The sequence below is a fragment of the Streptomyces sp. NPDC000348 genome (genome assembly GCF_042898795.1).
GTDB lineage: Bacteria > Actinomycetota > Actinomycetes > Streptomycetales > Streptomycetaceae > Streptomyces.
Genome location: NZ_JBIAZD010000028.1, coordinates 15151 through 37151 on the forward strand (window position 1 = coordinate 15151; position 22001 = coordinate 37151).

The 22001-nt window shown below is 70.4% G+C and carries 18 protein-coding genes, 2 pseudogenes and 1 riboswitch; of the genes and pseudogenes, 2 read left to right on the top strand and 18 right to left on the bottom strand.

Annotated elements, in window-relative coordinates:
* Positions 1 to 44 precede the first annotated feature (44 nt).
* A complete protein-coding gene (locus tag ACFY3N_RS34145; protein WP_390820699.1) occupies positions 45 to 752 on the top strand; it encodes an LAETG motif-containing sortase-dependent surface protein in 708 nt (235 codons plus the stop codon).
* Between the two features lie 64 nt (positions 753 to 816).
* Here the strand turns inward: ACFY3N_RS34145 and ACFY3N_RS34150 are convergent, their stop codons facing one another.
* The 9 genes from ACFY3N_RS34150 to rpsB all read right to left on the bottom strand — a co-directional run bounded on the left by ACFY3N_RS34150 (position 817) and on the right by rpsB (position 10848).
* The gene (locus ACFY3N_RS34150; protein ID WP_390820700.1) at positions 817 to 1851 is read right to left on the bottom strand and encodes an ABC transporter ATP-binding protein; all 1035 of its coding nucleotides are present in this window, start codon (positions 1849 to 1851) and stop codon (positions 817 to 819) included.
* Entirely contained in the window at positions 1852 to 3453 is a 1602-nt protein-coding gene (locus ACFY3N_RS34155) for an ABC transporter permease (RefSeq protein ID WP_390820701.1), read from the bottom strand.
* Between the two features lie 47 nt (positions 3454 to 3500).
* Positions 3501 to 4583 (bottom strand): thiamine ABC transporter substrate binding subunit, encoded by a 1083-nt coding sequence (locus tag ACFY3N_RS34160; protein WP_390820702.1) that lies wholly within the window; start codon positions 4581 to 4583, stop codon positions 3501 to 3503.
* An 80-nt stretch (positions 4584 to 4663) separates the two neighbouring features.
* Positions 4664 to 4769, bottom strand: a riboswitch (TPP riboswitch).
* A gap of 24 nt (positions 4770 to 4793) precedes the next feature.
* Positions 4794 to 5900: a 23S rRNA (adenine(2503)-C(2))-methyltransferase RlmN gene (gene rlmN / locus ACFY3N_RS34165; RefSeq protein ID WP_390820703.1), complete on the bottom strand. Its 1107-nt coding sequence runs from the start codon at positions 5898 to 5900 to the stop codon at positions 4794 to 4796.
* Between the two features lie 311 nt (positions 5901 to 6211).
* Entirely contained in the window at positions 6212 to 7336 is a 1125-nt protein-coding gene (locus ACFY3N_RS34170; protein ID WP_390820704.1) for a phosphatidate cytidylyltransferase, read from the bottom strand.
* Positions 7336 to 7893: a ribosome recycling factor gene (gene frr, locus ACFY3N_RS34175; RefSeq protein WP_145867003.1), complete on the bottom strand. Its 558-nt coding sequence runs from the start codon at positions 7891 to 7893 to the stop codon at positions 7336 to 7338. Before frr ends, ACFY3N_RS34170 begins: the two co-directional genes overlap by 1 nt.
* Before the next feature lie 120 nt (positions 7894 to 8013).
* Positions 8014 to 8772, bottom strand: a complete 759-nt coding sequence (pyrH, locus tag ACFY3N_RS34180; RefSeq protein WP_030824848.1) for a UMP kinase — start codon at positions 8770 to 8772, stop codon at positions 8014 to 8016.
* Positions 8773 to 8963: 191 nt separating this feature from the next.
* Positions 8964 to 9800, bottom strand: coding sequence for a translation elongation factor Ts (gene tsf, locus ACFY3N_RS34185; RefSeq protein ID WP_217128878.1), 837 nt, complete (start codon positions 9798 to 9800; stop codon positions 8964 to 8966).
* A gap of 157 nt (positions 9801 to 9957) precedes the next feature.
* Positions 9958 to 10848: a 30S ribosomal protein S2 gene (gene rpsB, locus ACFY3N_RS34190; RefSeq protein ID WP_390820705.1), complete on the bottom strand. Its 891-nt coding sequence runs from the start codon at positions 10846 to 10848 to the stop codon at positions 9958 to 9960.
* Positions 10849 to 11130: 282 nt separating this feature from the next.
* On the opposite strand from rpsB, the gene ACFY3N_RS34195 reads away from it, so the two are divergent.
* Positions 11131 to 11802, top strand: coding sequence for a M23 family metallopeptidase (locus tag ACFY3N_RS34195; RefSeq protein ID WP_390820706.1), 672 nt, complete (start codon positions 11131 to 11133; stop codon positions 11800 to 11802).
* Here the strand turns inward: ACFY3N_RS34195 and ACFY3N_RS34200 are convergent.
* The 9 genes and pseudogenes from ACFY3N_RS34200 to ACFY3N_RS34240 form a co-directional block, all read right to left on the bottom strand.
* Complete coding sequence (locus ACFY3N_RS34200) at positions 11756 to 12313, bottom strand: TetR/AcrR family transcriptional regulator (protein ID WP_390820723.1); 558 nt, start codon at positions 12311 to 12313, stop codon at positions 11756 to 11758. The genes ACFY3N_RS34195 and ACFY3N_RS34200 overlap by 47 nt on opposite strands.
* A 91-nt stretch (positions 12314 to 12404) precedes the next feature.
* Positions 12405 to 13247 (bottom strand): RNA polymerase sigma factor WhiG, encoded by an 843-nt coding sequence (gene whiG / locus ACFY3N_RS34205; RefSeq protein ID WP_390820707.1) that lies wholly within the window; start codon positions 13245 to 13247, stop codon positions 12405 to 12407.
* Between the two features lie 282 nt (positions 13248 to 13529).
* Positions 13530 to 14690, bottom strand: coding sequence for a DNA-processing protein DprA (dprA, locus tag ACFY3N_RS34210; protein WP_390820708.1), 1161 nt, complete (start codon positions 14688 to 14690; stop codon positions 13530 to 13532).
* A pseudogene (locus ACFY3N_RS34215) lies at positions 14687 to 15328 on the bottom strand (ATP-binding protein); the annotation flags it as partial. The pseudogene ACFY3N_RS34215 and the gene dprA, both read right to left, overlap by 4 nt.
* Positions 15329 to 15462: 134 nt before the next feature.
* Positions 15463 to 16503, bottom strand: coding sequence for a PIN domain-containing protein (locus ACFY3N_RS34220; RefSeq protein ID WP_390820709.1), 1041 nt, complete (start codon positions 16501 to 16503; stop codon positions 15463 to 15465).
* Between the two features lie 25 nt (positions 16504 to 16528).
* Positions 16529 to 17098: a DUF6262 family protein gene (locus ACFY3N_RS34225; RefSeq protein ID WP_390820710.1), complete on the bottom strand. Its 570-nt coding sequence runs from the start codon at positions 17096 to 17098 to the stop codon at positions 16529 to 16531.
* Positions 17095 to 19698 carry a tyrosine-type recombinase/integrase gene (locus tag ACFY3N_RS34230; protein ID WP_390820711.1) on the bottom strand — a complete coding sequence of 868 codons (2604 nt, stop codon included), beginning with the start codon at positions 19696 to 19698 and terminating at the stop codon, positions 17095 to 17097. The genes ACFY3N_RS34225 and ACFY3N_RS34230 overlap by 4 nt, the downstream gene beginning before the upstream one ends.
* Positions 19695 to 20888, bottom strand: coding sequence for a tyrosine-type recombinase/integrase (locus ACFY3N_RS34235; RefSeq protein WP_390820712.1), 1194 nt, complete (start codon positions 20886 to 20888; stop codon positions 19695 to 19697). Before ACFY3N_RS34235 ends, ACFY3N_RS34230 begins: the two co-directional genes overlap by 4 nt.
* A 125-nt stretch (positions 20889 to 21013) precedes the next feature.
* A pseudogene (locus ACFY3N_RS34240) lies at positions 21014 to 22000 on the bottom strand (YifB family Mg chelatase-like AAA ATPase); the annotation flags it as partial.
* Position 22001 lies beyond the last annotated feature (1 nt).

Consider the following 22001-nt stretch of genomic DNA (forward strand, 5'->3'; position numbering starts at 1 on the left):
CTCCCTCAACCCCCCGCATTTGCGCATTCCCGTAAAGGACAAACGTGGCAGTTCTGTCCGTATCACGCCGCACCGTCGCGCGCTCCGTGCGCGCCCTCGGTGTCGTCTCCGCGTCCGCCGCTCTCGCGATCGGTGTCGCCGGCAACGCGGTGGCCTGCAACATCAACGAGTTCTCGGCCGCCGCCAAGTGCGACGGTGACAAGGGCGTCATCACCGTCACCGACGTGGACCCGGCCGGCGTCGCCGCCACCATCACCGTGTTCCTGCAGAACAACGGCGCCGACATCAAGAAGGTCGGCGAGCAGGTGGTCAAGGGCTCCCGTGAGGGCACCACCATCACCTTCGAGGAGGACTGGAAGCCGAACGCCGAGTACCGCGTCCACGTCGACGCGAAGCCCTACGTCGACGAGGACATCAAGCCGAATCTGGTCACCCCGGGGACGGCCTGCACGACGGAGGAAGAGGAGCCCCCGGCCGAGGAGGAGCCCACCCCGACCCCGTCGGAATCCTCCTCCACCCCGGCCGAGGAGACCGGCACGCCGACCCCGTCGGCGCCGGAGAGCGAGAGCACCCCTCCGGCGGACACCGCGAGCAACGCGCCGTCCCCGGCCGGCGGTGAGTCGAACCTCGCCGAGACCGGTGCCAACTCCAACACCGGTCTGATCGCCGGCGTCGCGGCCGCCCTGGTCGTGGCCGGCGGTGGCGCGGTCTTCTTCGGCATGCGCCGTCGCGGGGCGAACAGCGAGCGCTGACGCCTCCCGCACGCAGTGGCGGCCCGTCCCCTCCCGGGGGCGGGCCGCTTCCGTCGCCGGCCCCTCAGCCGGACGTCGCCCGCTCCAGCACGGCGATCTCCGCCGCGTCGAACTCCACGCCGACCTCGTCCCCGGCGTCCGGCGCGTCCCTGAGCGCGCAGGCCGCCTCCAGGCGGGGCGCGTCCTCGGGCTGGAGGCGGACGGCGACGTGCGTGCCGCGGAAGGTGCGCCCGGCCACCGTGCAGCGCAGGCCCTCGCCGGCCGGGACCAGGCGGACACCGGCGGGCCGGACGAGTAGCGTCCGCTCGCCCTGCGGGGCGTCCTCCGGCACCGGCACCTTGCCCCACGGTGTCACGGCGACCCCGTCCGCGACCGTCGCCCCGACGACGTTCTCGAAGCCGAGGAAGCGGGCCACGAACGCGTCGGCCGGACGCCGCCACACCTCGAGTGGCGTACCGGACTGGGCGATCCGCCCGTCCCGCATCACCACCACCCGGTCCGCCAGCGCGAACGCCTCGCCCTGGTCGTGGGTCACGGCGAGCACCGTGGTGCCCAGCCGGCCGAACAGCTCGCGCAGTTCGACGACCAGCCGTTCCCGCAGCGAGCGGTCGAGCTGTCCGAGCGGCTCGTCGAGCATCAGCAGGCGGGGGCGCGGCGCGAGGGCGCGGGCGAGCGCTACGCGCTGCTGCTCACCGCCGGACAGCGCGGCCACGGCACGTCCGGCCGCCCCCGGCAGCCCCACCAGGTCCAGCAACTCCCTCACACGATCGGCTTGTTCGGTGCGTGACGCGCCGTGCATCCGCAGCCCGAAGGCCACGTTGCCGCCCACGTCCCGCTGCGGGAAGAGCTGGTGGTCCTGGAACATCAGCCCGACCCCGCGCCTGTGCGCCGGCACGCCCGCCTGGTCGTGTCCGTCGAGCCGGATCCGTCCGGAGTCGAGGGGCTGCAGTCCGGCCACCGCCCGCAGCAGCGTCGACTTTCCGCTGCCGCTGGGACCGAGCACGCACACGATCTCGTGCTCCGCGACCTCCAGGTCGACGGCGTCCAGCACCGCCCGCCCGCCGAAACGGACGGTCGCGGCCCGAAGGCTCAGCAGCATCTAGAACTCCCCGGTCCGGTCGGTCCGCAGCCGCTCCAGCACGAGCAGCGCCACCGCGCACACGATCATCAGAATCGTCGACAGGGCCATCGCCTGGCCGTAGTTGAGGTCCCCGGGCCGCCCCAGGAGCCGCGCCACCGCCACCGGCAGCGTCGGATTGTCCGGCCGCGCGATGAACACGGTCGCCCCGAACTCCCCGAGCGACACCGCGAAGGCGAACCCGGCCGCGACCAGCAGCGCCCGCCGCACCAACGGCAGGTCCACCTCCCGCCACGCCCGCCACGGCGACGCCCCGAGCACCGCCGCCGCCTCCCGCAGCCGTACGTCCACGGCCCGCAGCACCGGCAGCATGGTCCGCACCACGAAGGGGACGCCGACCAGCGCCTGGGCGAGCGGGACCAGGATCCAGGAGGCACGGAGGTCCAGCGGCGGCTCGTCGAGGGCGATCAGGAAACCGAAGCCGACGGTCACCGCGGACACCCCGAGCGGCAGCATCAGCAGCGCGTCGAACCCGCGCACCAGCCGTCCCGCGTCCCGCCGGGTCAGCGCCACGGCGGCGAGAGAGCCGATCACGACGGCGATGGCGGTGGCGGCGACGGCGTACCGCAGCGAGTTGCCGACCGCCTCGATCGGCGCGACCAGGAACACTCCCCCGTCGTCATGGGTCAGCTGCCGGTAGTAGCCGAGGCCGGCGGCGCCGAAGGAGCGTTCCACCAGCACGGCGAGCGGCAGCAGGATCAGTACGGCGACGGTCGCGACGACTCCGCCCAGCAGCGCCCACTGCCCGGCACCGCGCGGCCGGCGCGCGGTCACCGAGGCGTCCACCAGCCGCAGCGCGGTCTCCCGGCGCCGTACGGTCCAGGCGTGCAGGGCGAGGATCACGCCCACGGCGACGAACTGGATCATCGTCAGGACGGCGGCCGTGGACAGGTCGAAGATCTCGGAGGTCTGCCGGTAGATCTCCACTTCGAGGGTGGAGAAGGTGGGCCCGCCGAGGATCTGGACCACGCCGAAGGAGGTGAAGGTGAACAGGAAGACCATCAGCGCGGCGGCGGCCACGGCGGGCGCGAGCGCGGGCAGGGTGACGGACCTCCAGGCCGCGAACCGCGAGGCGCCGAGCATCCGCGCGGCCTCCTCCTGCCGCGGGTCGAGCTGGGACCAGAGTCCGCCCACGGTGCGTACGACGACGGCGTAGTTGAAGAAGACGTGCGCGAGCAGGATCGCCCACACGGTGGTGTCCAGCCGCAGGCCCCACAGCTCGTCGAGGAGTCCGCCGCGTCCGACGAGCGCCATGAACGCCGTACCGACGACGACCGTCGGCAGCACGAACGGCACGGTCGCCACGGCCCGCAGCACCTGCTTGCCGGGGAAGTCGAAGCGGGCGAAGACATACGCGCCGGGCAGGGCGGCCAGCAGGGTGAGGGCGGTGGAGACGAGGGCCTGCCAGGCGGTGAACCACAGGACCTGCCGGACGTCGGACTGCGCCAGTACGTCCCCGATCCGCCCGAGGTGCCAGGTCCCGTCGGCCTTCAGTCCGCGCGCGACGATCGCGGTGACGGGATAGGCGAAGAAGACGGCGAAGAACGCGACGGGCACGGCCATCAGGCCGAGCCGCGCCGCGCTCCCGCGCCGCCTCGCCGCGGCTCGCGTCACTTCAGTACGAGCGAGGTCCACGACTTGACCCACTGGTCACGGTTGTCGGCGATCTTCGCCGGGTCCATGGTCTCCGGGTCCTTCGCCCGCGGCCCGAACTTCGCGAAGTCCTCGGGCACCCGGGCGCCCTCCAGCACCGGGTAGACGAACATGTTGAGCGGCATGTCCTCCTGGAAGGTCTTGCTGATCAGGAAGTCGAGCAGCGCCTTGCCGCCCTCGGGGTTCCCGGCGTTGCTCAGCAGCCCCGCGTACTCGACCTGGCGGAAGCAGGTGCCCTCGGCGACGCCGGTGGGCGCGTTGTCCGGCTTCGGATCGGCGTAGATGACCTCGGCCGGCGGCGAGGAGGCGTACGACACCACCAGCGGCCGGTCGGCCTTGGCCTTCCTGCCGCCCGCCGAGCCGGAGAACTCCTCGTTGTAGGCCTGCTCCCAGCCGTCGACCACCTTGACGCCGTTGGCCCTGAGCTTCTTCCAGTAGTCCGGCCAGCCCTCGTCGCCGTACTTCGCGGCCGTCCCGAGCAGGAAGCCGAGGCCGGGCGAGGAGGTGGAGGCGTTCTCGACGACGAGGAGGTCCTTGTACGCGGGCTTGACCAGGTCGTCGAGGCTCTTGGGCGGGGTCAGCCCGTGCTCGCCGAACCACGCCTTGTCGTAGTTGACGCAGATGTCGCCGGTGTCGACGGGGGTGACCCGGTGCTTGTCCCGGTCCACGCGGAACTCGGCCGGGATCAGGTCGGAGCCCTTCGCCTCGTACGGCTGGAACAGCCCGTTGTCGAGGGCACGGGAGAGCAGGGTGTTGTCGACGCCGAAGAAGACGTCGCCCTGCGGGTTGTCCTTGGTCAGGACGGCCTTGTTCACGGCCTGCCCGGCGTCGCCGTCCTCGAGGACCTTGAGCTTGTATCCGGACTGCTTCTCGAAGGCGGCGACGACGTCCTTCGAGACGGCCCACGAGTTGTGGCTGACGAGGGTCACGGTCCTGGACCCGTCACCGCCCGCGTCGTCGCCGTCGGACGATCCGCACGCGGACAGGGCGACCAGCCCCAGCCCGACGGCCAGGACCGTGACCTTCTTGGTGATGCCCACTTGATTCCTCCTGGAGTGACCAGGAAGAGACGCGGCCCTGCCCGGGATCCCCGTGAGGGTTCCCGGGCAGGGCGCAACAGCTCGAGTGATGACCGATCTCCCTACCCAGAATGACCTGGGCGAGGTTCGGAGGGTCTGCGGCCGGTGCCGCACTCTCAGCGCTGTGGCGCTCCCCTGTCGGAATATGAAGATGTGCTTACGCGAGTCACATTACCGCTCGCTCGCGGCGAGCTGACCACACGCCCCGTCGATCTCCTGTCCACGGGTGTCCCGGATCGTCACCGGCACACCGTGCGCGGCGATCGCCTCCACGAACGCCTTCTCGTCCTCGGGGCGGGAGGCGGTCCACTGGGAGCCGGGCGTGGGGTTGAGCGGGATCAGGTTGACGTGTACCGGCCGGCCCTTGAGCATCCGTCCGAGCCGGTCACCACGCCAGGCCTGGTCGTTGATGTCCCGGATGAGGGCGTACTCGATGGACAGGCGCCGCCCGGACTTGGCCGCGTACTCGAACCCGGCGTCGAGCACCTCGCGCACCTTCCACCGCGTGTTCACGGGGACGAGGGTGTCCCGCAGTTCGTCGTCGGGGGCGTGCAGCGAGATGGCGAGGCGGCACTTGAAGCCCTCGTCGGAGAACCGGTGGATCGCCGGGACGAGACCGACGGTGGACACGGTGATCCCGCGCTGCGACAGCCCGAGCCCGTCCGGCTCGGGGTCGGTGAGGCGGCGGACGGCCCCGACGACCCGGTTGTAGTTGGCGAGCGGCTCGCCCATGCCCATGAACACGATGTTGCTCAGCCGCGCCGGGCCTCCGGGCACCTCGCCGTCCCTGAGCGCCCGCATCCCGTCCACGATCTGGTGCACGATCTCGGCGGTCGACAGGTTCCGGTCCAGCCCGGCCTGCCCGGTCGCGCAGAACGGGCAGTTCATGCCGCAGCCCGCCTGGGAGCTGATGCACATGGTCACCCGGTCCGGGTAACGCATCAGCACGGACTCGACGAGCGTCCCGTCGAACAGCTTCCACAGCGTCTTGCGGGTGGTGCCCTGGTCGGTCGACAGATGCCGTACGACCGTCATCAGCTCGGGGAGCAGCGCTTCCTGGAGCTTGCCGCGCGAGCCCGCGGGGATGTCGGTCCACTGCTCCGGGTCGTGCGCGTACCGCGCGAAGTAGTGCTGCGAGAGCTGCTTGGCGCGGAACGGCTTCTCACCGGCCGCGGCGACCGCCTCCTTGCGCTCGGCGGGCGTGAGATCGGCGAGGTGCCGCGGCGGCTTCTTGGCTCCGCGCGGCGCGACAAAGGTGAGTTCTCCGGGCTTGGGCATGGTCCTACCAGTGTCGCAGATCCACACGGGTGGCCCGGCCGGGCTCGGAACGGGCCGGCGGTCACCACGAAGAGGGGGGAGAACCGGTCCTCGTGCGGTGCCACGGGCCGCAGTGACGGTGTGGCCGGCGGCGGCCCTTCCGGTCGGGGAGTGCCCCGCACCGCCGGCAGGGCGGGCCGCCGTGGTGCCTGCCGTCGCCGCCCGGCCCCGCGTGTGCCGTGAGGATGAGAAGAGGACCGTCACCGCACCGGACAGCGGCCGGGCCCCCGTCCGGAGAGGACGGGGGCCCGGTCCGGCCACGCGGGTGCGGGTCAGCCGGAGCCGACGAAGAGCACCAGCAGCAGCCACACCACCGGTGCCGTCGGCAGCAGGGAGTCCAGGCGGTCCATGATGCCGCCGTGGCCGGGAAGCAGTGTGCCCATGTCCTTGATGCCCAGGTCGCGTTTGATCATGGACTCGCCGAGGTCGCCCAGGGTGGCGCTGGCCGCGACCGCGAGGCCCAGGAGCAGGCCCTGCCACCAGCTGCCGTCGTCGATCAGGAACTGCATGCACAGCGCGCCGACGACCATCGCGAAGGCCACCGCGCCCAGCAGGCCCTCACGGGTCTTGCCGGGACTGATGCGCGGGGCGAGCTTGGTCCTGCCGAAGCGCCAGCCGACCGCGTACGCGCCGGTGTCGCTGACGACCGTCAGCAGCAGGAAGGTCAGGACGCGCCACGGACCGTCGTCGGCGGTGAGCATCATCGCGACGAAGGTCGCCAGGAAGGGGACGTAGAACACCGCGAAGACGCCCGCCGTGACGTCCTTGAGGTAGCCCTCGGGCCGCGCCGCCATGCGCCAGAGCAGCACCGCCAGCGCGGTGAGCGCCGTGGCCACCCACGCGCCCTCGGCCCCTCGGGCGTACCCGGCGACGACCATGGCCGCACCGCCCAGCGCGAGCGGTACCAGGGGCGCCTTGATGCCCTTGCGCTCCCGCAGCCGCGACGTGAGCTCCCACAGCCCCACCATCACGGCGACGGCGACCACGCCGACGAAGACGGCCTTGACGACGAACAGCGACGCGACGATCACCACGCCGAGTCCGACGCCGACGCCTATCGCGGCGCCGAGGTCCCGCCCCGCGCTCTTCTTCTGCGGTGCGGGTGCCGGCTGCGGGGCGTCGGGCATGGGCTCCGGATTCTGCGGCACCTCCCCCGGAAGGGGTCGGACCCGCGTCGGCTCGTCTCGGAACAAGGGGCCGCTCAGCCGAGCGGCCCCCCGGTCCACATCCTGGTCTCCGCCGTGTTCGGGTACGTCGGGCACGATGGGCATGGGACGCGTCTGCTGCGCGTTGTGCGCATCGTACGCGGGGCCCGCCGGAGCGGCTCCCCAGCCTTGCCCGTGGTCGGACGGCCCCCAGTACCCGGTCTGCGGCGTCCCCCAGGAAGAGTCGTTCATCAGACCTCGAGCAGCTCCGCTTCCTTGTGCTTCAGGAGCTCGTCCACCTGGGCGACGTACTTCGCGGTGGTGTCGTCGAGCTCCTTCTCCGCACGGCGGCCCTCGTCCTCGCCGACCTCGCCGTCCTTGATCAGCTTGTCGATGGCGTCCTTGGCCTTGCGGCGCACGGAGCGGATGGAGACCTTGGCGTCCTCACCCTTGCCCTTGGCGACCTTGATGTAGTCGCGGCGGCGCTCCTCGGTGAGCTCGGGGAACACCACCCTGATGATGTTGCCGTCGTTGCTCGGGTTGACGCCCAGGTCGGAGTCGCGGATCGCCTGCTCGATGTTGCGCAGCGCGCTCTTGTCGAACGGGGTCACCACGGCCATGCGCGGCTCGGGCACGGAGAACGAGGCCAGCTGGTTGATCGGCGTCGGCGCGCCGTAGTAGTCGGCCACGATCTTGTTGAACATCGCCGGGTGCGCACGGCCGGTGCGGATCGCGGCGAAGTCCTCCTTGGCGACCACGACGGCCTTCTCCATCTTCTCCTCGGCCTCGAGGAGGGTCTCTTCGATCACCACTTGCTCCTGCGTGTCTTGAGTAGGCCCGGCCGCGGTTCCGGTGAGGGGCGGCGGCCGGCTGCGTCGCGTCTTCTTCCTGCACGGTTCCCGACCGGCAGGACATTGTCCATCCCCCGGTCAGTTGCGGCCGGCTTGGTCGCCCACCAGCGTGCCGATCTTCTCACCCTTGACGGCGCGGGCGATATTGCCCTCCTTCAGAAGCTCGAAGACGACGATCGGGAGGCTGTTGTCACGGCAGAGCGTGACGGCCGTGGCGTCGGCGACCTTCAGGTCCCGGGTGATGACCTCGCCGTAGCCGAGCGCGTCGAACTTCACGGCGTCCGGGTTGGTCTTCGGGTCGGAGTCGTAGACGCCGTCCACACCGTTCTTGCCCATGAGCAGCGCCTCGGCGTCGATCTCCAGGGCGCGCTGGGCGGCGGTGGTGTCGGTGGAGAAGTACGGCATGCCCATTCCGGCGCCGAAGATGACCACACGGCCCTTCTCCAGGTGCCGTACGGCGCGCAGCGGGATGTAGGGCTCGGCGACCTGCCCCATGGTGATGGCGGTCTGCACGCGGCAGTCGACGCCCTCCTTCTCCAGGAAGTCCTGGAGGGCGAGGCAGTTCATCACGGTGCCGAGCATGCCCATGTAGTCGGAGCGGGCGCGGTCCATGCCGCGCACCTGGAGCTCGGCGCCGCGGAAGAAGTTGCCGCCGCCGATGACGATCGCGATCTGCGCGCCGTCCCGGACGACGGCCGCGATCTCACGTGCGATGGCGTGCACCACGTCGGGGTCGACGCCCAGGCCCCCGCCGCCGGAGAAGGCCTCTCCGGACAGCTTCAGCAGAAACCGGCCGCGTACTTTGCCGTCGTCGCTCTTCTCAGCCTTGGTGGTCATCGTCGGTTCCCGCCTCTTTCACGTGTTGCACATACGAAGAAGGCCATTGCCGGTGGGGAGTGGTTCGCATCCCATGCGGCAATGGCCTCCTCGTCAGATCTGCTGTCGTCCGGCACGCGCGCGTGCGTGGACGCGTGTCCGAACGACTGCTGTCGACCCTATCGGGGTCGCGCGCCCGTCGCGGTACGGACTCAGATGCCGACCTTGATGCGCGTGAAGCGCTTCAGGGTGACACCGGCCTCGTCCAGGACCTTCTGGACGGACTTCTTGTTGTCCAGCGCGTAGGGCTGGCCGAGCAGCGTGGCGTCCTTGAAGAAGCCGTTGAGGCGACCCTCGACGATCTTCGGCAGGGCGGCCTCGGGCTTGCCCTCGGCGCGGGTGGTCTCCTCGGCGACACGGCGCTCGGACTCGACGACCTCGGCCGGCACGTCCTCCTTGGAGAGGTACTTCGGCGCGAAGGCGGCGATGTGCTGGGCGACGCCCTTGGCGATCTCGGCATTCGGCTTGTCGAACTCGACCAGGACACCGATCTGCGGGGGCAGGTCGGGCATGGTGCGGTGCATGTACGCCGTCACGTAGCCGTCGGCGAACTGGGCGAAGCGGTCCAGGACGATCTTCTCGCCCAGGTTGGCGTTGGCCTCGTCCACGAACGCCTGGACGGTCTTGCCGGCCTCGATCTCGGAGGCGAGCAGCGCCTCGATGTCGGCCGGGGAGGTCTTGACGACGTGCTCGGCGATGGCGGTGGCCACGGCCTGGAACTTGTCGCCCTTGGCGACGAAGTCCGTCTCGCACTTCAGCTCGACGAGGACGCCGGAGGAGTTGTCGTCGGCGATGATCGAGACCACGGCGCCGTTCTCGGCGGAGCGGCCCTCACGCTTGGCGACGCCCTTCTGGCCCTTGATGCGGAGCGCCTCGACGGCCTTCTCCACGTTGCCCTCGGCCTCGTCCAGCGCCTTCTTGCAGTCCATCATGCCGGCGCCGGTGAGCTCCCGGAGCTTCTTGACGTCGGCGGCGGTGTAGTTCGCCATGAGTCTGTGAATCTTTCTCGAAGTCTGGAGGTTCGGAGATCCGCGGGGTCAGGGACCTGCGCGGGAGCAGGTGCCCGGCACGCCGCCGACCTACGGGTGAACGGCGGGAGCGGAGGTGATGTCACCGCTCCCGCCGTCATCGGCTCTGACGGGGCGGTCAGGCCTGCTCGGCCTCGGCGGCCGGGGCGGCCTCGGCGGCCTGCTCGGCCTCGGCGGCGGGGGCCTCAGCCGGCTTCTCGGCCTCGTCGGCGGCCGGAGCGGCCTCCTCGGCCTTCTTCTCGCCCGCGAGCAGGTCGCGCTCCCACTCGGCCAGCGGCTCGCCGGCGGCCTTCTCGCCCTTGCCGGCCTCGGCGACGCCGGAGCGGGACATCAGGCCCTCGGCGACGGCGTCGGCGATCACGCGGGTGAGCAGGGTGACGGAGCGGATCGCGTCGTCGTTGCCCGGGATCTTGTAGTCGACCTCGTCGGGGTCGCAGTTGGTGTCGAGGATGGCGACGACCGGGATGTTGAGCTTCCGGGCCTCGCCGACCGCGATGTGCTCCTTCTTGGTGTCCACGATCCAGACGGCGCTGGGCACCTTCTGCATCTCGCGGATACCGCCGAGGGTCTTCTCCAGCTTGGCCTTCTCGCGGGAGAGGACCAGCAGCTCCTTCTTGGTGAGGCCGGAGGCGGCCACGTCCTCGAAGTCGATCTGCTCGAGCTCCTTGAGGCGCTGCAGACGCTTGTAGACGGTCGAGAAGTTGGTGAGCATGCCGCCCAGCCAGCGCTGGTTGACGTAGGGCATGCCGACACGGGAGGCCTGCTCGGCGATGGCCTCCTGCGCCTGCTTCTTCGTGCCGACGAACATGACCGTGCCGCCGTGGGCGACGGTCTCCTTGACGAACTCGTAGGCGCGGTCGATGTACGACAGCGACTGGAGCAGGTCGATGATGTAGATGCCGTTGCGCTCGGTGAAGATGAAGCGCTTCATCTTCGGGTTCCAGCGACGGGTCTGGTGACCGAAGTGGACGCCGCTCTCCAGCAGCTCCCGCATCGTGACGACGGCCATGGCCGTATCTCCTTGAATTTCTCGGTTGTGCCGCGGATGCCGGACGGCTCCCGCGCCTGACGCCCGCGACGCGCCGTTGCCACGAAGGACCGAGGGGCGCTGACATCCGGGTTCCGGCCGTGACCGGTCCTGATGTCGGGGCGTGCGAAGTCGACCCGGTGGCCCGGGTCGCCACCAGAAGTGTACGGGACCCGCGGGGCCCCGGGTGACGCCGCTGTCCACAAACGGCCGGCGGTCCACAGGTCCGGGCGGTGATCACGGATCTCCGGAAGGCTCTGCGGCATGCGAAAGAGTGCCTTCACGAGGGCGTGTACGCGACTGGTCCTTCTGGTGGTCCTGACCCTGGCGGCGCTGTCGGCCCCGCCTCCGCCGGGCCTGTCGACGGCGGGGGCGAGGACGCCGGCGGGCGGGGACCCCGGGACGCCGGCCGTCGGGCGGGCGTGGCCGGTGGGGGTACGGCCGCGGGTGCCGCGCGGCTGGGAGCCGCCGGCCACGGTGTACGGGCGCGGGCACCGGGGCGTGGACCTGGCGGCCCCGCCGGGGACACCGGTACGGGCCGTGGCGGCGGGCCGGATCTCCTTCGCGGGCCGGGTGGCCGGAAAGGGCGTCGTCTCGGTGCGCCTCACCGGCACGGGCGACCCCCCGTTGCGCACCACCTACGAACCGGTCCGCGCATCGGTGTCCGAGGGCGACGAGGTGACGGCGGGCGAGGTGATCGGCACGGTGGCCCCCACGGGCTCCCACTGCACGGCCCCGTGCGTCCACTGGGGCCTGCTGAGGGGGGACACCTACCTGGATCCGCTCACCCTGCTGCCCCCGTGGCTCCTGCGCGGGGGCCCGTCGAGACTGCTGCCGGTGCTGGGGGTGCCGGTGCCGGAGCGAGGCCCCGGGACCGGGAACGCGCCCGTCAGCCCCGTACGCCGCGGAGTGCCATGGAGACCGCCGCCTCCGTGACCGCGTCCGGGTGTTCCGCCGCGCCCAGCTCGATACGGCGTACGGCCGCGTCGACCACGCCCTGGAGGAGCATCGCCGCGAGGCGGGGCTCGGCGTGACCGAGGTCGGCCAGGGCCTCGACGACCATCGCGACGAGTCCGCCGTGGGCCGCGCGGATCTTCTCCCGGGCGCCGGCGTCGAGCTCGCTCGCCGAGATCGCGACCACGGCGCGGTGCCGCCGGTCCCCGACCAGTTCCAGCTGCTTGCGGACGTACGCCTCGATCCTGGCATCGGCCCCGCCGGCCGTCGCCATCGCCGCCTCGACCTCCGCCGCCCAGACCGGGAAGTCGACCTCGCACAGCTCCTCGACGACGGCCGCGCGCGAGCGGAAGTACTCGTACACGGACGAGCGCGCGAGGCCGGTGCGCTCGGCGAGGGCCGGGAAGGTCAGCGCCTCCGTACCGCCCTCGGACAGCAGGGAGCGTGCCGCGTCCAGCAGGGCGGCTCGCTGCATCGACCGGTGCTCGGCCACGGAGGCCGCTCGAATCCTTGGCACGGCACCCACTTTACGGACGCCCCGCCCACGGCGGCCAGGGGACGGACCGGCTGCCCGCCGGAAGGGCTCAGCGGCCGAAACCCGCCAGCTTCGCGCGCAGCTGCAGCACGGACTTGGTGTGGATCTGGCTGACCCGGCTCTCGGTCACGCCCAGCACATTGCCGATCTCGGCGAGGGTGAGCCCTTCGTAGTAGTACAGGGTGACCACCGTCTTCTCCCGCTCCGGCAGTGTGTTGATGGCCCGCGCCAGGAACCTCCGCAGCTCCCGGTCCTCGGCCACCTCCACCGGGTCGTCGGCGGTGGTGTCCTCCAGCTTGTCCACCAGGCTCAGCCGGTCGCCGCCCTCGCCCCCGACGTGCAGCAGCTCTTCCAGGGCGACGACGTTCGCGAGCGACAGCTGGCTGAAAATCGCGTGCAGCTCGTCCACGGCGATGCCCATTTCACCGGCGACCTCGCTCTCCGACGGCGTGCGCCGCAGCCGCGCCTCCAGCGCGGCGTAGGCGCGCTCCACGTTGCGTGCCTTCTGGCGCACCGAGCGAGGGATCCAGTCCAGCGCCCGCAGCTCGTCGATCATCGCGCCCCGGATACGGGTGATCGCGTAGGTCTCGAACTTGATCTCCCGGTCGACGTCGAACTTCTCGATCGCGTCGATCAGCCCGAAGACCCCGGAGGAGACGAAGTCCGCCTGCTCGACGTTGGGCGGCAGTCCCACGCTGACCCGGCCGGCGACGTATTTCACCAGCGGCGAGTAGTGCAGGATCAGCTGTTCCCGCAGCCGTTCGTCCCCCGTCGCCTTGTACGACCGCCACAGCTCGTCGAGCGTCGAGGGAGCGGGCGGCCGTACGCTGCCACCGTCGCGGGCGGCTGGGGGGATCGCCGCCCGGTCGGACCCGGAGGTGTGCTGGGGCATTCGTCGCCTTGTGCCGTTCTGCCGTGGACCGGTGCTGTCTGGGTGTGCTGTCTGTCCGATGTCTGGATGCCTGTTCTCGCCCGTCCTTGTCGGGATCCTCGTGAGCGTAGCGTGACTGAGGCGTCGCGGTGTGCGAAGAAGGGAGGCGGGACCGTGCGCGGATTCGTTCCGGGCACTGTCCCGCCGGAGCGCACCCGTCGCTCTGAGTGATCGACGGAGTAGCCCAACTGACGTAAATTCCAAGGCGTGTCGGGGTTCCCCCGGACGGCCGAACACGCTGTGTCAGCGAGGCTCGGGACCGCCCAGGACCGGGATCGTCGCCCGGCGCGTCAACTTCCAGCCGTCGCCGTGTCGTTCGACGTGACCAAGTGCTCGTAGTTCGTACAGTCTCGCGATCGCGTCGTCCGGGGTGGTCTGCGCGGCGAGCGCGATCTCCTCCGGCCGGGCCGTTCCGTGCCCCGGCAGCGCGGCGAGGACCTGCCGTGCTGCCGGGTCGAGCAGGTCCCGGGGCAGCACCGGCCCCCGGCGTTCCGGCGCGAGTTCGCCCATGTCGCCGACGAGTTCGACGACCTCGTCGGCGTCGGTGACCAGCACCGCGTCCTGCCGCAGCAGTTCGTGCACCCCGGCGGAGAGCCCGCTGGTGGCCGGCCCCGGTACCCCCATCGTGTGGCGTCCCAGACGGCGGGCCGCCCGGGCGGTCACCAGGGAGCCGCTGCGGTGGGCGGCCTCGACGACGACGGTGCCCCGGGTGAGCGCGGCGATCACCCTGTTGCGGAGGATGAATCTGCTCGGTGTCGGATGATCTCCGGGGGGCAACTCGCCGACGACCAGGCCCTGTTCCGCGATCCTGCCGATCAGCCCGGTGTGGCCGCGCGGGTAGGGCCGGTCGACTCCGCAGGCGAGTACGGCGATGGTGGCGCCGTTCGCCCCGAGGGCGCCGCGGTGGGCGGCGCCGTCGACCCCGTAGGCACCGCCGGAGACCACGATCCAGCCGCGTTCGGCGAGGCCTGCGGAGAGGGTGGCGGCCATGTGCGCGCCGTACTCGGTGCAGGCGCGGGCGCCGACGACGGCGACCGAGCGCAGCGCCCACATCCGCAGGTCGGCTCCCCCGCGCACCCACAGCCCGAGTGGCCGGGCGTCGCCCAGGTCGTCGAGCTGCCCGGGCCACTGCGGGGCGCCGGGACCCACGAAGCGCACCCCGGCGTCCCGCGCGACGGCGAGGTCCCTGCACGGTTCGGCCCGCTCCGCCCGGGCCAGCATCCCGGCCCACCGCTTGCCGCTCGCCCCCGGCAGCGGATCCCCCCGTTCCCGCAGCCGTCGCACCACGGCGTCCACGCCGAACTCCCGCACCCAGCGCCCGCCGGTCTCGTCACCGGGTTCGACGACCCGGGTGAGGAGGACCCGGCCGAGCAGTTCGCCGTCGGATCCGTCCACGGCGCTCACACCCCCGCCCCGATGACCATGGGCACACCGCGCGGGACGCCGGTGCGCAGCTGCAGGGCGAGGGCGACGTCCGCGGCGTCGGGCCGCTCGTGGCCGGCCAGGTCGGCGACGGTCCAGGCGACCCGCAGGACCCGGTCGAGTCCCCGGGCGGTGAGCATGCCCCGCTCCAGGCTCCGCTCGGCGTCGTCCATGGCGCCGGGGGCGGCGTGCCAGCGGCTGCGCAGCTCCCGCCCGGGGACCTCACCGTTGGTGCGCCACGGGGTGCCGGTGAGCCGCGCAGCGGCGCGGTCCCGGGCCGTCCGCACCCGGTCGGCGACCGTGGCGGTGGTGTCGCCCCGGGCGCCGCCCGCCGTCAGCTCGGTGCGCGTGACGCGGTCGACCTCGACCCGCAGGTCGACCCGGTCGAGCAGCGGCCCGGACAGCCTGGCCTGGTAGCGGCGGATCGCCGAGGGCGGGCACTCGCACTGCTCGTTCGTCCGCGAGAAGCGCCCGCAGGGGCAGGGGTTGGCGGCGAGCACCATCAGGAAGCGCGCCGGGAAGCGCACGACACCGGCGCTGCGCGCGATGATCACGTGCCCGGCCTCCAGCGGCTGCCGCAGGGCGTCCAGGGACCGGCTGCCGAACTCCGGTGTCTCGTCGTCTTTAGCGACCGCGCATCTGACTGGATCGGCCGTGACCTGCACCGATGCCTCGCGTAGGTGACCGCAACGTTCCACTGTAAGGCGACCAGGCTCAGCATGCTGAGTCGGCCGCCTCGCCCAATGTGCAGCTCTCAGTCTGTGATCGTCACCGACGTGGAGGAGAACTCGGCTTCGATGACGTCGCCGCTCTCGTCCTGCACGACCAACGCTGTTATGTCCGCGGTGATGCGCAGGTGGTACTCGCCCTTGATCGTGGACGGACTCAGGCCATCAGGCCTGTTGCGGGTAAAGATGCCCGACGACCATGTCCCGCTCAACATGGACAAGGTCAGCCCGCCTCCCTTGCACTGGTGCGCTTTGCCCAGCCTTCGAAGCCGAGGCGGGCGGGTCCGAACCCATTCGGGGAAGGCCTCGCGGGGCGCCGGCGAGAGCATGCCCAGCGTCTCGCGCGTGACGGCCTCACGGAGCATGCCGCGAAAATCATCTCGCTCAGTGATGCTCTTGGCATCGACCCACTGGCTCGGGTAGCCGATCTCGGCGAGTGCCGAGACGACGTCGAGGCGGAGAGTCAGCGGCGCGTCGGCGATCTCCTCGCGCAGTTCCGGCGCGAAGGCTGTGCGGTTCTTCGGATCCGAGAAACCCTTATCTTCGGTCACGAAGATCACGGGGAGAGGGCGGGTGCCTCCACTGGCCTTGCCCGCGATCCTGGCTTGCACCGATTCCAAGTCGTCGTTCTTGCGTGCCGCACGAAGCGCGGTCAGGTAGATCGCGGTGTCTCGACCGCCTTCGCCATTCGCTTTGCAGGGCGGCCGCCGGTCAGCCTCACGCTCCAGAGCCTCGAGCGCGTCTTCCGGATCGGTGTGCAAGACGGTGAAGGCTTGCCGCAACTCAGCTTCGAAGAAGTCTGTCTCCAGCTCCGTTGGGCGATCCGACCACGTGGTGGAGACGATTCGAGATGCCGGCCGCACGTACTTGTTCACCTCGCGCTGGGCAGCTTCGAGCGCCTTGCGTGCTTGGGTGAGGCCCTCGCGGCGCTGCCGGACCATCTCACGCAGGACTATGTCGGTGATAGCCAGGGTGTGTCCGCACCGGTTAGCCGCAGCGGTCAACAGCGTCAGTGTCGGGTTGCCGGGAAGGGCCCGATGCAGCTGATTGGTGTCGAGGATGATCACACGAACAGAGTACGGACGCCTGCGTTCAAGGCTGGTCCCGTTCAAGAAGTTGGGCTTCGAGGGCGGCGATGCGCTTGTCTGAGAATCGGAGGTTGGAGCGCGCGCCTTCGAGTCTTTCCTGGAGTTTGCGGTGCTCTTGGGTCAGTTGCTGGACTCGATGCTTGAGGGTGGTGTTCTCGCTGATCAGGTGCTGGACGGACTCGCCGGGGACCATCTGGTCGAAGTCTCGGATCTGTCCCATGAGCTCGCCGATCCGCTGGCGCTGGACCAGGATCTCTTTCTGGGTGCGTGTGAGCTCGGCTTCGGCGTTCAGCGCGCGCTCGCGCCAGGTCGCTTCGATGCGGTGGTGTTCTGCCTGGCTGGCGGCATGACGGCGGGTGTGGCTGTCGGTGACAGCGTTCTGGACGAGTGCGCGAGCGTCCGCGTTCTCATAGAGGAAGGTGGAGGACACATCGGCGCGTTCGGCGATGGCGCGGACGGTGAGACGACCGCGGTCGCGGCGGAGCTGACTGATGGCCGTGGTGACGCGGTCCAGCTTGTCCTTGGTCTGCGTGCGGCGGGCGGCGATGGCGGCCGCGGTGTTGGAGGGTCTCATGCAGCCTCTCCTTCCTCTTCGTGGCGGGCAAGTTCTTGGGCCCGGAAGGCGGTGGCCCAGACCCGGCCGAAGTAGTCTTGGGGTCGGCGGAGGTCAAGTTCGAGGGCCTCGTCGAGGAGACCGACGGCGGCCAGGGCCTTCTCCAACCCGTCGATCGCGCGGGCGGTGGGCTCGAACAGATCGTGGAAGTAGTCCGCGATTTCCGGGGTGGGGGCCCGTTCGGCGCGCATGCGCCATTGCTCGCGCTTGCGGTGCCAGTAGACGAGGTCGGCGCCGGAGAGTACGAACTTGTCGCAGTTGTGGCAGTCCATGTTCCAGGGGCAGGCGTTGCCGTCGACGACGGGCTGGAAGGTGCAGAAGCCTCCTTCGGCCGGCGTGGATCGTCGGGTGAGGTCGATGGCCAGCGCCTCGGCCTGTTCGCGGGACATGGGCTCGCCGGACGATAGAAGGAGCCCGGGTTCCGCGGCGCCGGGCCCGGCGACCCAGAGGGTGTTGAGGGCCTCGTTCAACCTGGGGTCGGTGTTGGCGATGTGGGCGTAGTGCTCGGCCATGGCTTCGGAGACCTGGCCGAGGTAGCGCTTGACGTGCGAGAGGTTCGCGCCGGCCTTGAGCAATTTGGTGGCCAGAGTGTGACGCGCTTGGTGGGGGACGCCTCGGATGTCGAGCTCGTTGATCCAGGTGGAGAAGCCGGTCTGGAAGAAGCCGTAGCTGACGCTCTGCAGTCCGGCTCGGTTTCTCGAGCGGCGGGGAAAGAGCGCGATGAGGGTTCGTTCCTCCGGCGTGGGCTTGCGCCCGTGCCGTTCGACGAACCGGTCGATGGTCTTGTCCTGGCGGACCTTGAGCCGGTCGACGAGCCGTTCAGGGATGCGGATTCCCTCGTCGAGATTCCCGACTTTGGTCTGGTCGTGCCAGAGCACGGGTAGGTCGTTGATCCGGCCGACGCACTCGAGCCGGAGCTTGATCACCTCGTTCGCGCGGCGGCCGGTGAAGACCAAGGTCTCCCAGATGTCCCTCAGGCCGCGGTCTTCAGCATCGTGCTGCTCGAGGAGGACGAGGTTGTCATCGGTGGCGAGTGCCCGGGCGACATCGTCGGAGAAGGGCTGGCGCCGGCCGCCGCGCGGGGACCCGCCGGTGGGGACGGCGGTGACAAAGCGACGGTCGACGCCGGCTGCGGTGGTGAGGCCCTCGTCCATGCCGAACCTGAGCAGTCGCCGGACGCCCGTGAAGGTCCGGCCGACCGCGTCCGGTGTCGCGCGGGGTTGCTTGCGGCCTCGGCCTCCGGGGTCTTTGTGCAGGCCGAGGGGCGGCAGGCCGTTGCGGCCCCGGTGTCGCTGGTCGGTGACGAAGTCCAGCATGTGTTGTTCCGTCAGCCGGTGCGGATCGTTGCCGCCTGCTGGCGCCTGGGCCAGCAGGTAGGCGCTGAGTTCGCTGCAGGCCCGGCGGATGGCCTTGAACGTGGTCTGGGAGCGAGGCGGGTTGTTCCGCATCAGGTCGTCGTAGAAGTCCCAGAGGATGTCCCGCAGCCAGGTCTGGGAGATGCAGGTCAGGTCGAAGTGGCTGCTGCAGTTGGGGAACCGGATGCCGTAGTGCTCGGTCTCGAAGAACCCGGACTGCTTGGTGTCCTGGCGGGTGAAATAGACGAGCCGCAGTTCGCAGAGCATCGCCTTGACGATCTTCTGGCAGTGGTCGGTGAGGCCCTCGAGGTCGAGATCGGTGAGCGAGGCCGCTTCTTGATCACGGCAGTGCTGGGCGATGCTTTGGATGAACCGCAGCGGCCAGTAGGCGCCTTCGATCGAGGTGCTGGCGTGGTGGGACAAGGTCCACTGAAGCTCGGCCTTCACCAGCGGTCGCAGGCCAAGCAGGGAGAGGGTGCCCGTCATGCGGACGATGACGGGCGCGGTGCGGCACCAGTGGTTGAACGCGGCCTCGTTGCCGTAGGTGATCACCCCGTGGCCGTCCGCCCCAGCACGCTGGGCCCGCTGCCGACGGTCCGGGACCCGGGCGTCGCCCGGCTTCCCTTGGCGGTTGTAGAGAGTGCGGTGCCGCGAGCACAGACGGATCGGGTGAGGGTCGGCGAGCTCGCTGCAGGCAAGCACCTGGCACTTGCCCATGCCGGGTAGCGGGCGCTGCCGAGGCAGCCAGTCATCGAAGCGCGGGACCTCTCCCTTCTTCCGCGTCCAGCGTTCCCAGCCGGTCCAGCGTTTCGCGTGGACGGTGCAGAGTCCCATGTGGCCGACTGCCGGCAGTTCCGGGCAGATCAGGCAAGGTTTCGGCTCGGACCAACTCCGGGTCTGGAGCGGCTCCGCGATGTCCAGGAACGAGGTGTAGGTGGCGCCGTTCGCCCGCAGGGCCATCCACTGGTCTTGGTGGCGGTGGCAGAGGTCCCAGTGGCCTTCCTTGCTCCGCTGGCAGTCTTCGACCTTGCACCGCCATCCGTAAGCGTGGTGCTCGGCGGGAATGTGGAGCACATCCCCGCCGAAGATCGGATCGGCGTTGGGGGCTGCGATGAGCGCGTGGAGGATCTCCAGACGGTCGGTGACCGTGCGGGTGGCCGCGTGTCGGTTGACCAACAGCGAGATCGACGGGTGGGGAGTGCTCACTCGGTGTCCCCCCAGACCTCGTGCAGGGCGGAGGAGAAGTCCGGGGAGTGCAGGTCCGGGTGGCCGTAGACCTCGTCGACCATGGCGGCGGAGGCCCAGTTCCCGGCGGCCTTGGCCACCAAAGGGTCGCCGTTCGCCGCGTCCAGGACCTTCGACGTTGTCGTGTGCCGGAAGGCGTGCGGCTTGATGCGGCCGGGTAGTTCCGCCCGTCGGCCCGCCCGTCGCAGCATCCCGCGGGCCGCGTCCGCGGTCCACGGCTCGCCGGTGCTCGGGCCGGAGAGCTGGATGAGAAGCATGCCGTGCCCGGTGGCGTGCTTCGCGTACTCGGTCGTCATGTACTTGAAGTAGGAGCTGATCATGGCCGGGCTCACCCGGTAGATCTCACCACCAGTGATCACACCGTCGACCAGGTGCCAGTCCTCCTTCTTCTTCGCCCTGGCTCGGTTGGGGTTGTTCTGCCGGTGACAGACGTGGATGTGCGGGCTCTTGCACTCGCCGCAGGCCGCGTCCTCCCGCAGGTGCAGGTCGACCAGGTGCAGCCCGGTCAGACCGCCGATCCTCAAGGTCGAGTCGGACAACCAGGTCACGACCATCTCGTCACGAGCGGTGTTCACCGAACCCATCAGATCCGAGCGGGCCCCGTCGGGCAGCATCTTCGGATGCCGGCGGCGCGCGCCCTTCCGCGGAGCCAGCGGATTCGACGGCATCGAGGTCTTCACGTGCCCCAGGAAGGCCCGCCTGCGGTCCGCCATCGTGGGCAACCGCGTGACGTCCAGAGCGTCGCGCAGTTCGTCGTTGACACCTCGTCGCCCGCACTGGTGCAGATAGAAGTTCTTCAGGACCGTCGCCGAGACCGACAGGGCCGAGTTGCCGTACGGACGTTTCGGCGGCATCCGCCACGGCTGCCCGTACGGCATCGGCACCTGTGCACCCACCGCCCCCTGATAGCGCTGGAGGTCCCGGAGCGTGATCGTCTCCGTCGTCAGACCCTCGCGGATGCGCCACCGAAGGTGATCGACGAGGTAGTAGGCGTACGTCTCCTGGGAGCCTGAGCCCTCGTAGGTGCGCAGGTAGCTTTCGGCTTCTTCGTCGGTCGTGTAGTCCGGCCAGAGGATCGAGAACGACCAGCTGCCGTCGGCTCGTCTGATCTTCTGTACGCGCAGGTCTTCCAGCACCAGAGTGCTTCTCACCAGAGGTTCCCTCCAAGTCGTCCCATACGAGGCGAATGGAAACAAACCGTTAGCTAATGACCTAAGTGACGCGGCCGAACTGCATCTCAACGAGTGACACGGACACGTAGCGGGTGGTCGCTAAAGTCCAGGAAGAGGATGCCCCGGTGCGAGAGGGACACCGCTCCCGGCCGGGCCGTACCGGGGCCGCCGCCGACGAGCGCCTGCATGGTGGCCGAGTGGTGCGGGGCGCAGTAGGGGGCCGTGTCGATCAGGGGTTTTCCCGGGGGGAGCAGTCCCGCCACCGAGTGCACGGCCGTCACCTCGAGCGAGGCCTGCCGGTCCAGCGGCGGCAGGATCGACGGCAACCGCTCCGCGAGCATGGTCTTGCCGGCCCCCGGCGGTCCTTCCAGGAAGAGGTGGTGCCCGCCCGCCGCGGCCACCTCCACGGCCGTCCGCGCCGAGAGCTGGCCGACGACGTCCGCGAGGTCGTGGCCCTGGTCGTGCGATGCCGCGCCGACGCCGTGCATCCCGGTGTCGGCTCCGGTGCCCGGGGCGCGCAGTCCCGCCAGCAGCGGGTCGGGCCGCGTCCGCTCCGCGGGGTCCTCCTCCGGCACGGGCTCGTCGGTGAGCACCGCGATCAGCTGGCGCAGGCTGCGGACGCCCAGGACGGACACGCCCGGCACCAGCGAGGCCTCGGCGGCGGCGCACTCGGGCACCACCACCTGTTCGTATCCCGCGTCGGCCGCGGCCAGTACGGCCGGCAGGATGCCGCGCACCGGCCGCACCCGGCCGTCCAGCCCCAGCTCGCCGATCATGACGATGTCGCCGAGCACCCGCGGATCGATCCGTTCGGCGGCGCCGAGCACCGCGCAGGCGACCGCCAGGTCGAAACCGCTGCCGGCCTTCGGGACCGACGCCGGGCTGAGTCCCACGGTGAGCTTCCTCTGCGGCCACTCGGCGCCGGAGTTGACCACGGCCGCCCTGACCCGGTCCCGGCTCTCCGTCAGGCTCTTGTCCGGCAGCCCCACCAGCGTGAAGGCCGCGATCCCGGGCTCCAGGTCGGCCTGGACCTCCACGACCACGCCCTCGACGCCCACCAGCGTCACCGAGCACGTACGCGCGAACCCCATG

What these genes read in the sequence shown, in the direction of transcription:
- ACFY3N_RS34150 (WP_390820700.1), bottom strand. Translation starts at nt 1,851, where the DNA reads ATGCTGCTGAGCCTTCGGGCCGCGACCGTCCGTTTCGGCGGGCGGGCG.
- ACFY3N_RS34155 (WP_390820701.1), bottom strand. Translation starts at nt 3,453, where the DNA reads ATGGCCGTGCCCGTCGCGTTCTTCGCCGTCTTCTTCGCCTATCCCGTC.
- rlmN (WP_390820703.1), bottom strand. Translation starts at nt 5,900, where the DNA reads ATGCCCAAGCCCGGAGAACTCACCTTTGTCGCGCCGCGCGGAGCCAAG.
- ACFY3N_RS34170 (WP_390820704.1), bottom strand. Translation starts at nt 7,336, where the DNA reads ATGAACGACTCTTCCTGGGGGACGCCGCAGACCGGGTACTGGGGGCCG.
- pyrH (WP_030824848.1), bottom strand. Translation starts at nt 8,772, where the DNA reads ATGACCACCAAGGCTGAGAAGAGCGACGACGGCAAAGTACGCGGCCGG.
- tsf (WP_217128878.1), bottom strand. Translation starts at nt 9,800, where the DNA reads ATGGCGAACTACACCGCCGCCGACGTCAAGAAGCTCCGGGAGCTCACC.
- rpsB (WP_390820705.1), bottom strand. Translation starts at nt 10,848, where the DNA reads ATGGCCGTCGTCACGATGCGGGAGCTGCTGGAGAGCGGCGTCCACTTC.
- ACFY3N_RS34195 (WP_390820706.1), top strand. Translation starts at nt 11,131, where the DNA reads ATGCGAAAGAGTGCCTTCACGAGGGCGTGTACGCGACTGGTCCTTCTG.
- whiG (WP_390820707.1), bottom strand. Translation starts at nt 13,247, where the DNA reads ATGCCCCAGCACACCTCCGGGTCCGACCGGGCGGCGATCCCCCCAGCC.
- ACFY3N_RS34225 (WP_390820710.1), bottom strand. Translation starts at nt 17,098, where the DNA reads ATGAGACCCTCCAACACCGCGGCCGCCATCGCCGCCCGCCGCACGCAG.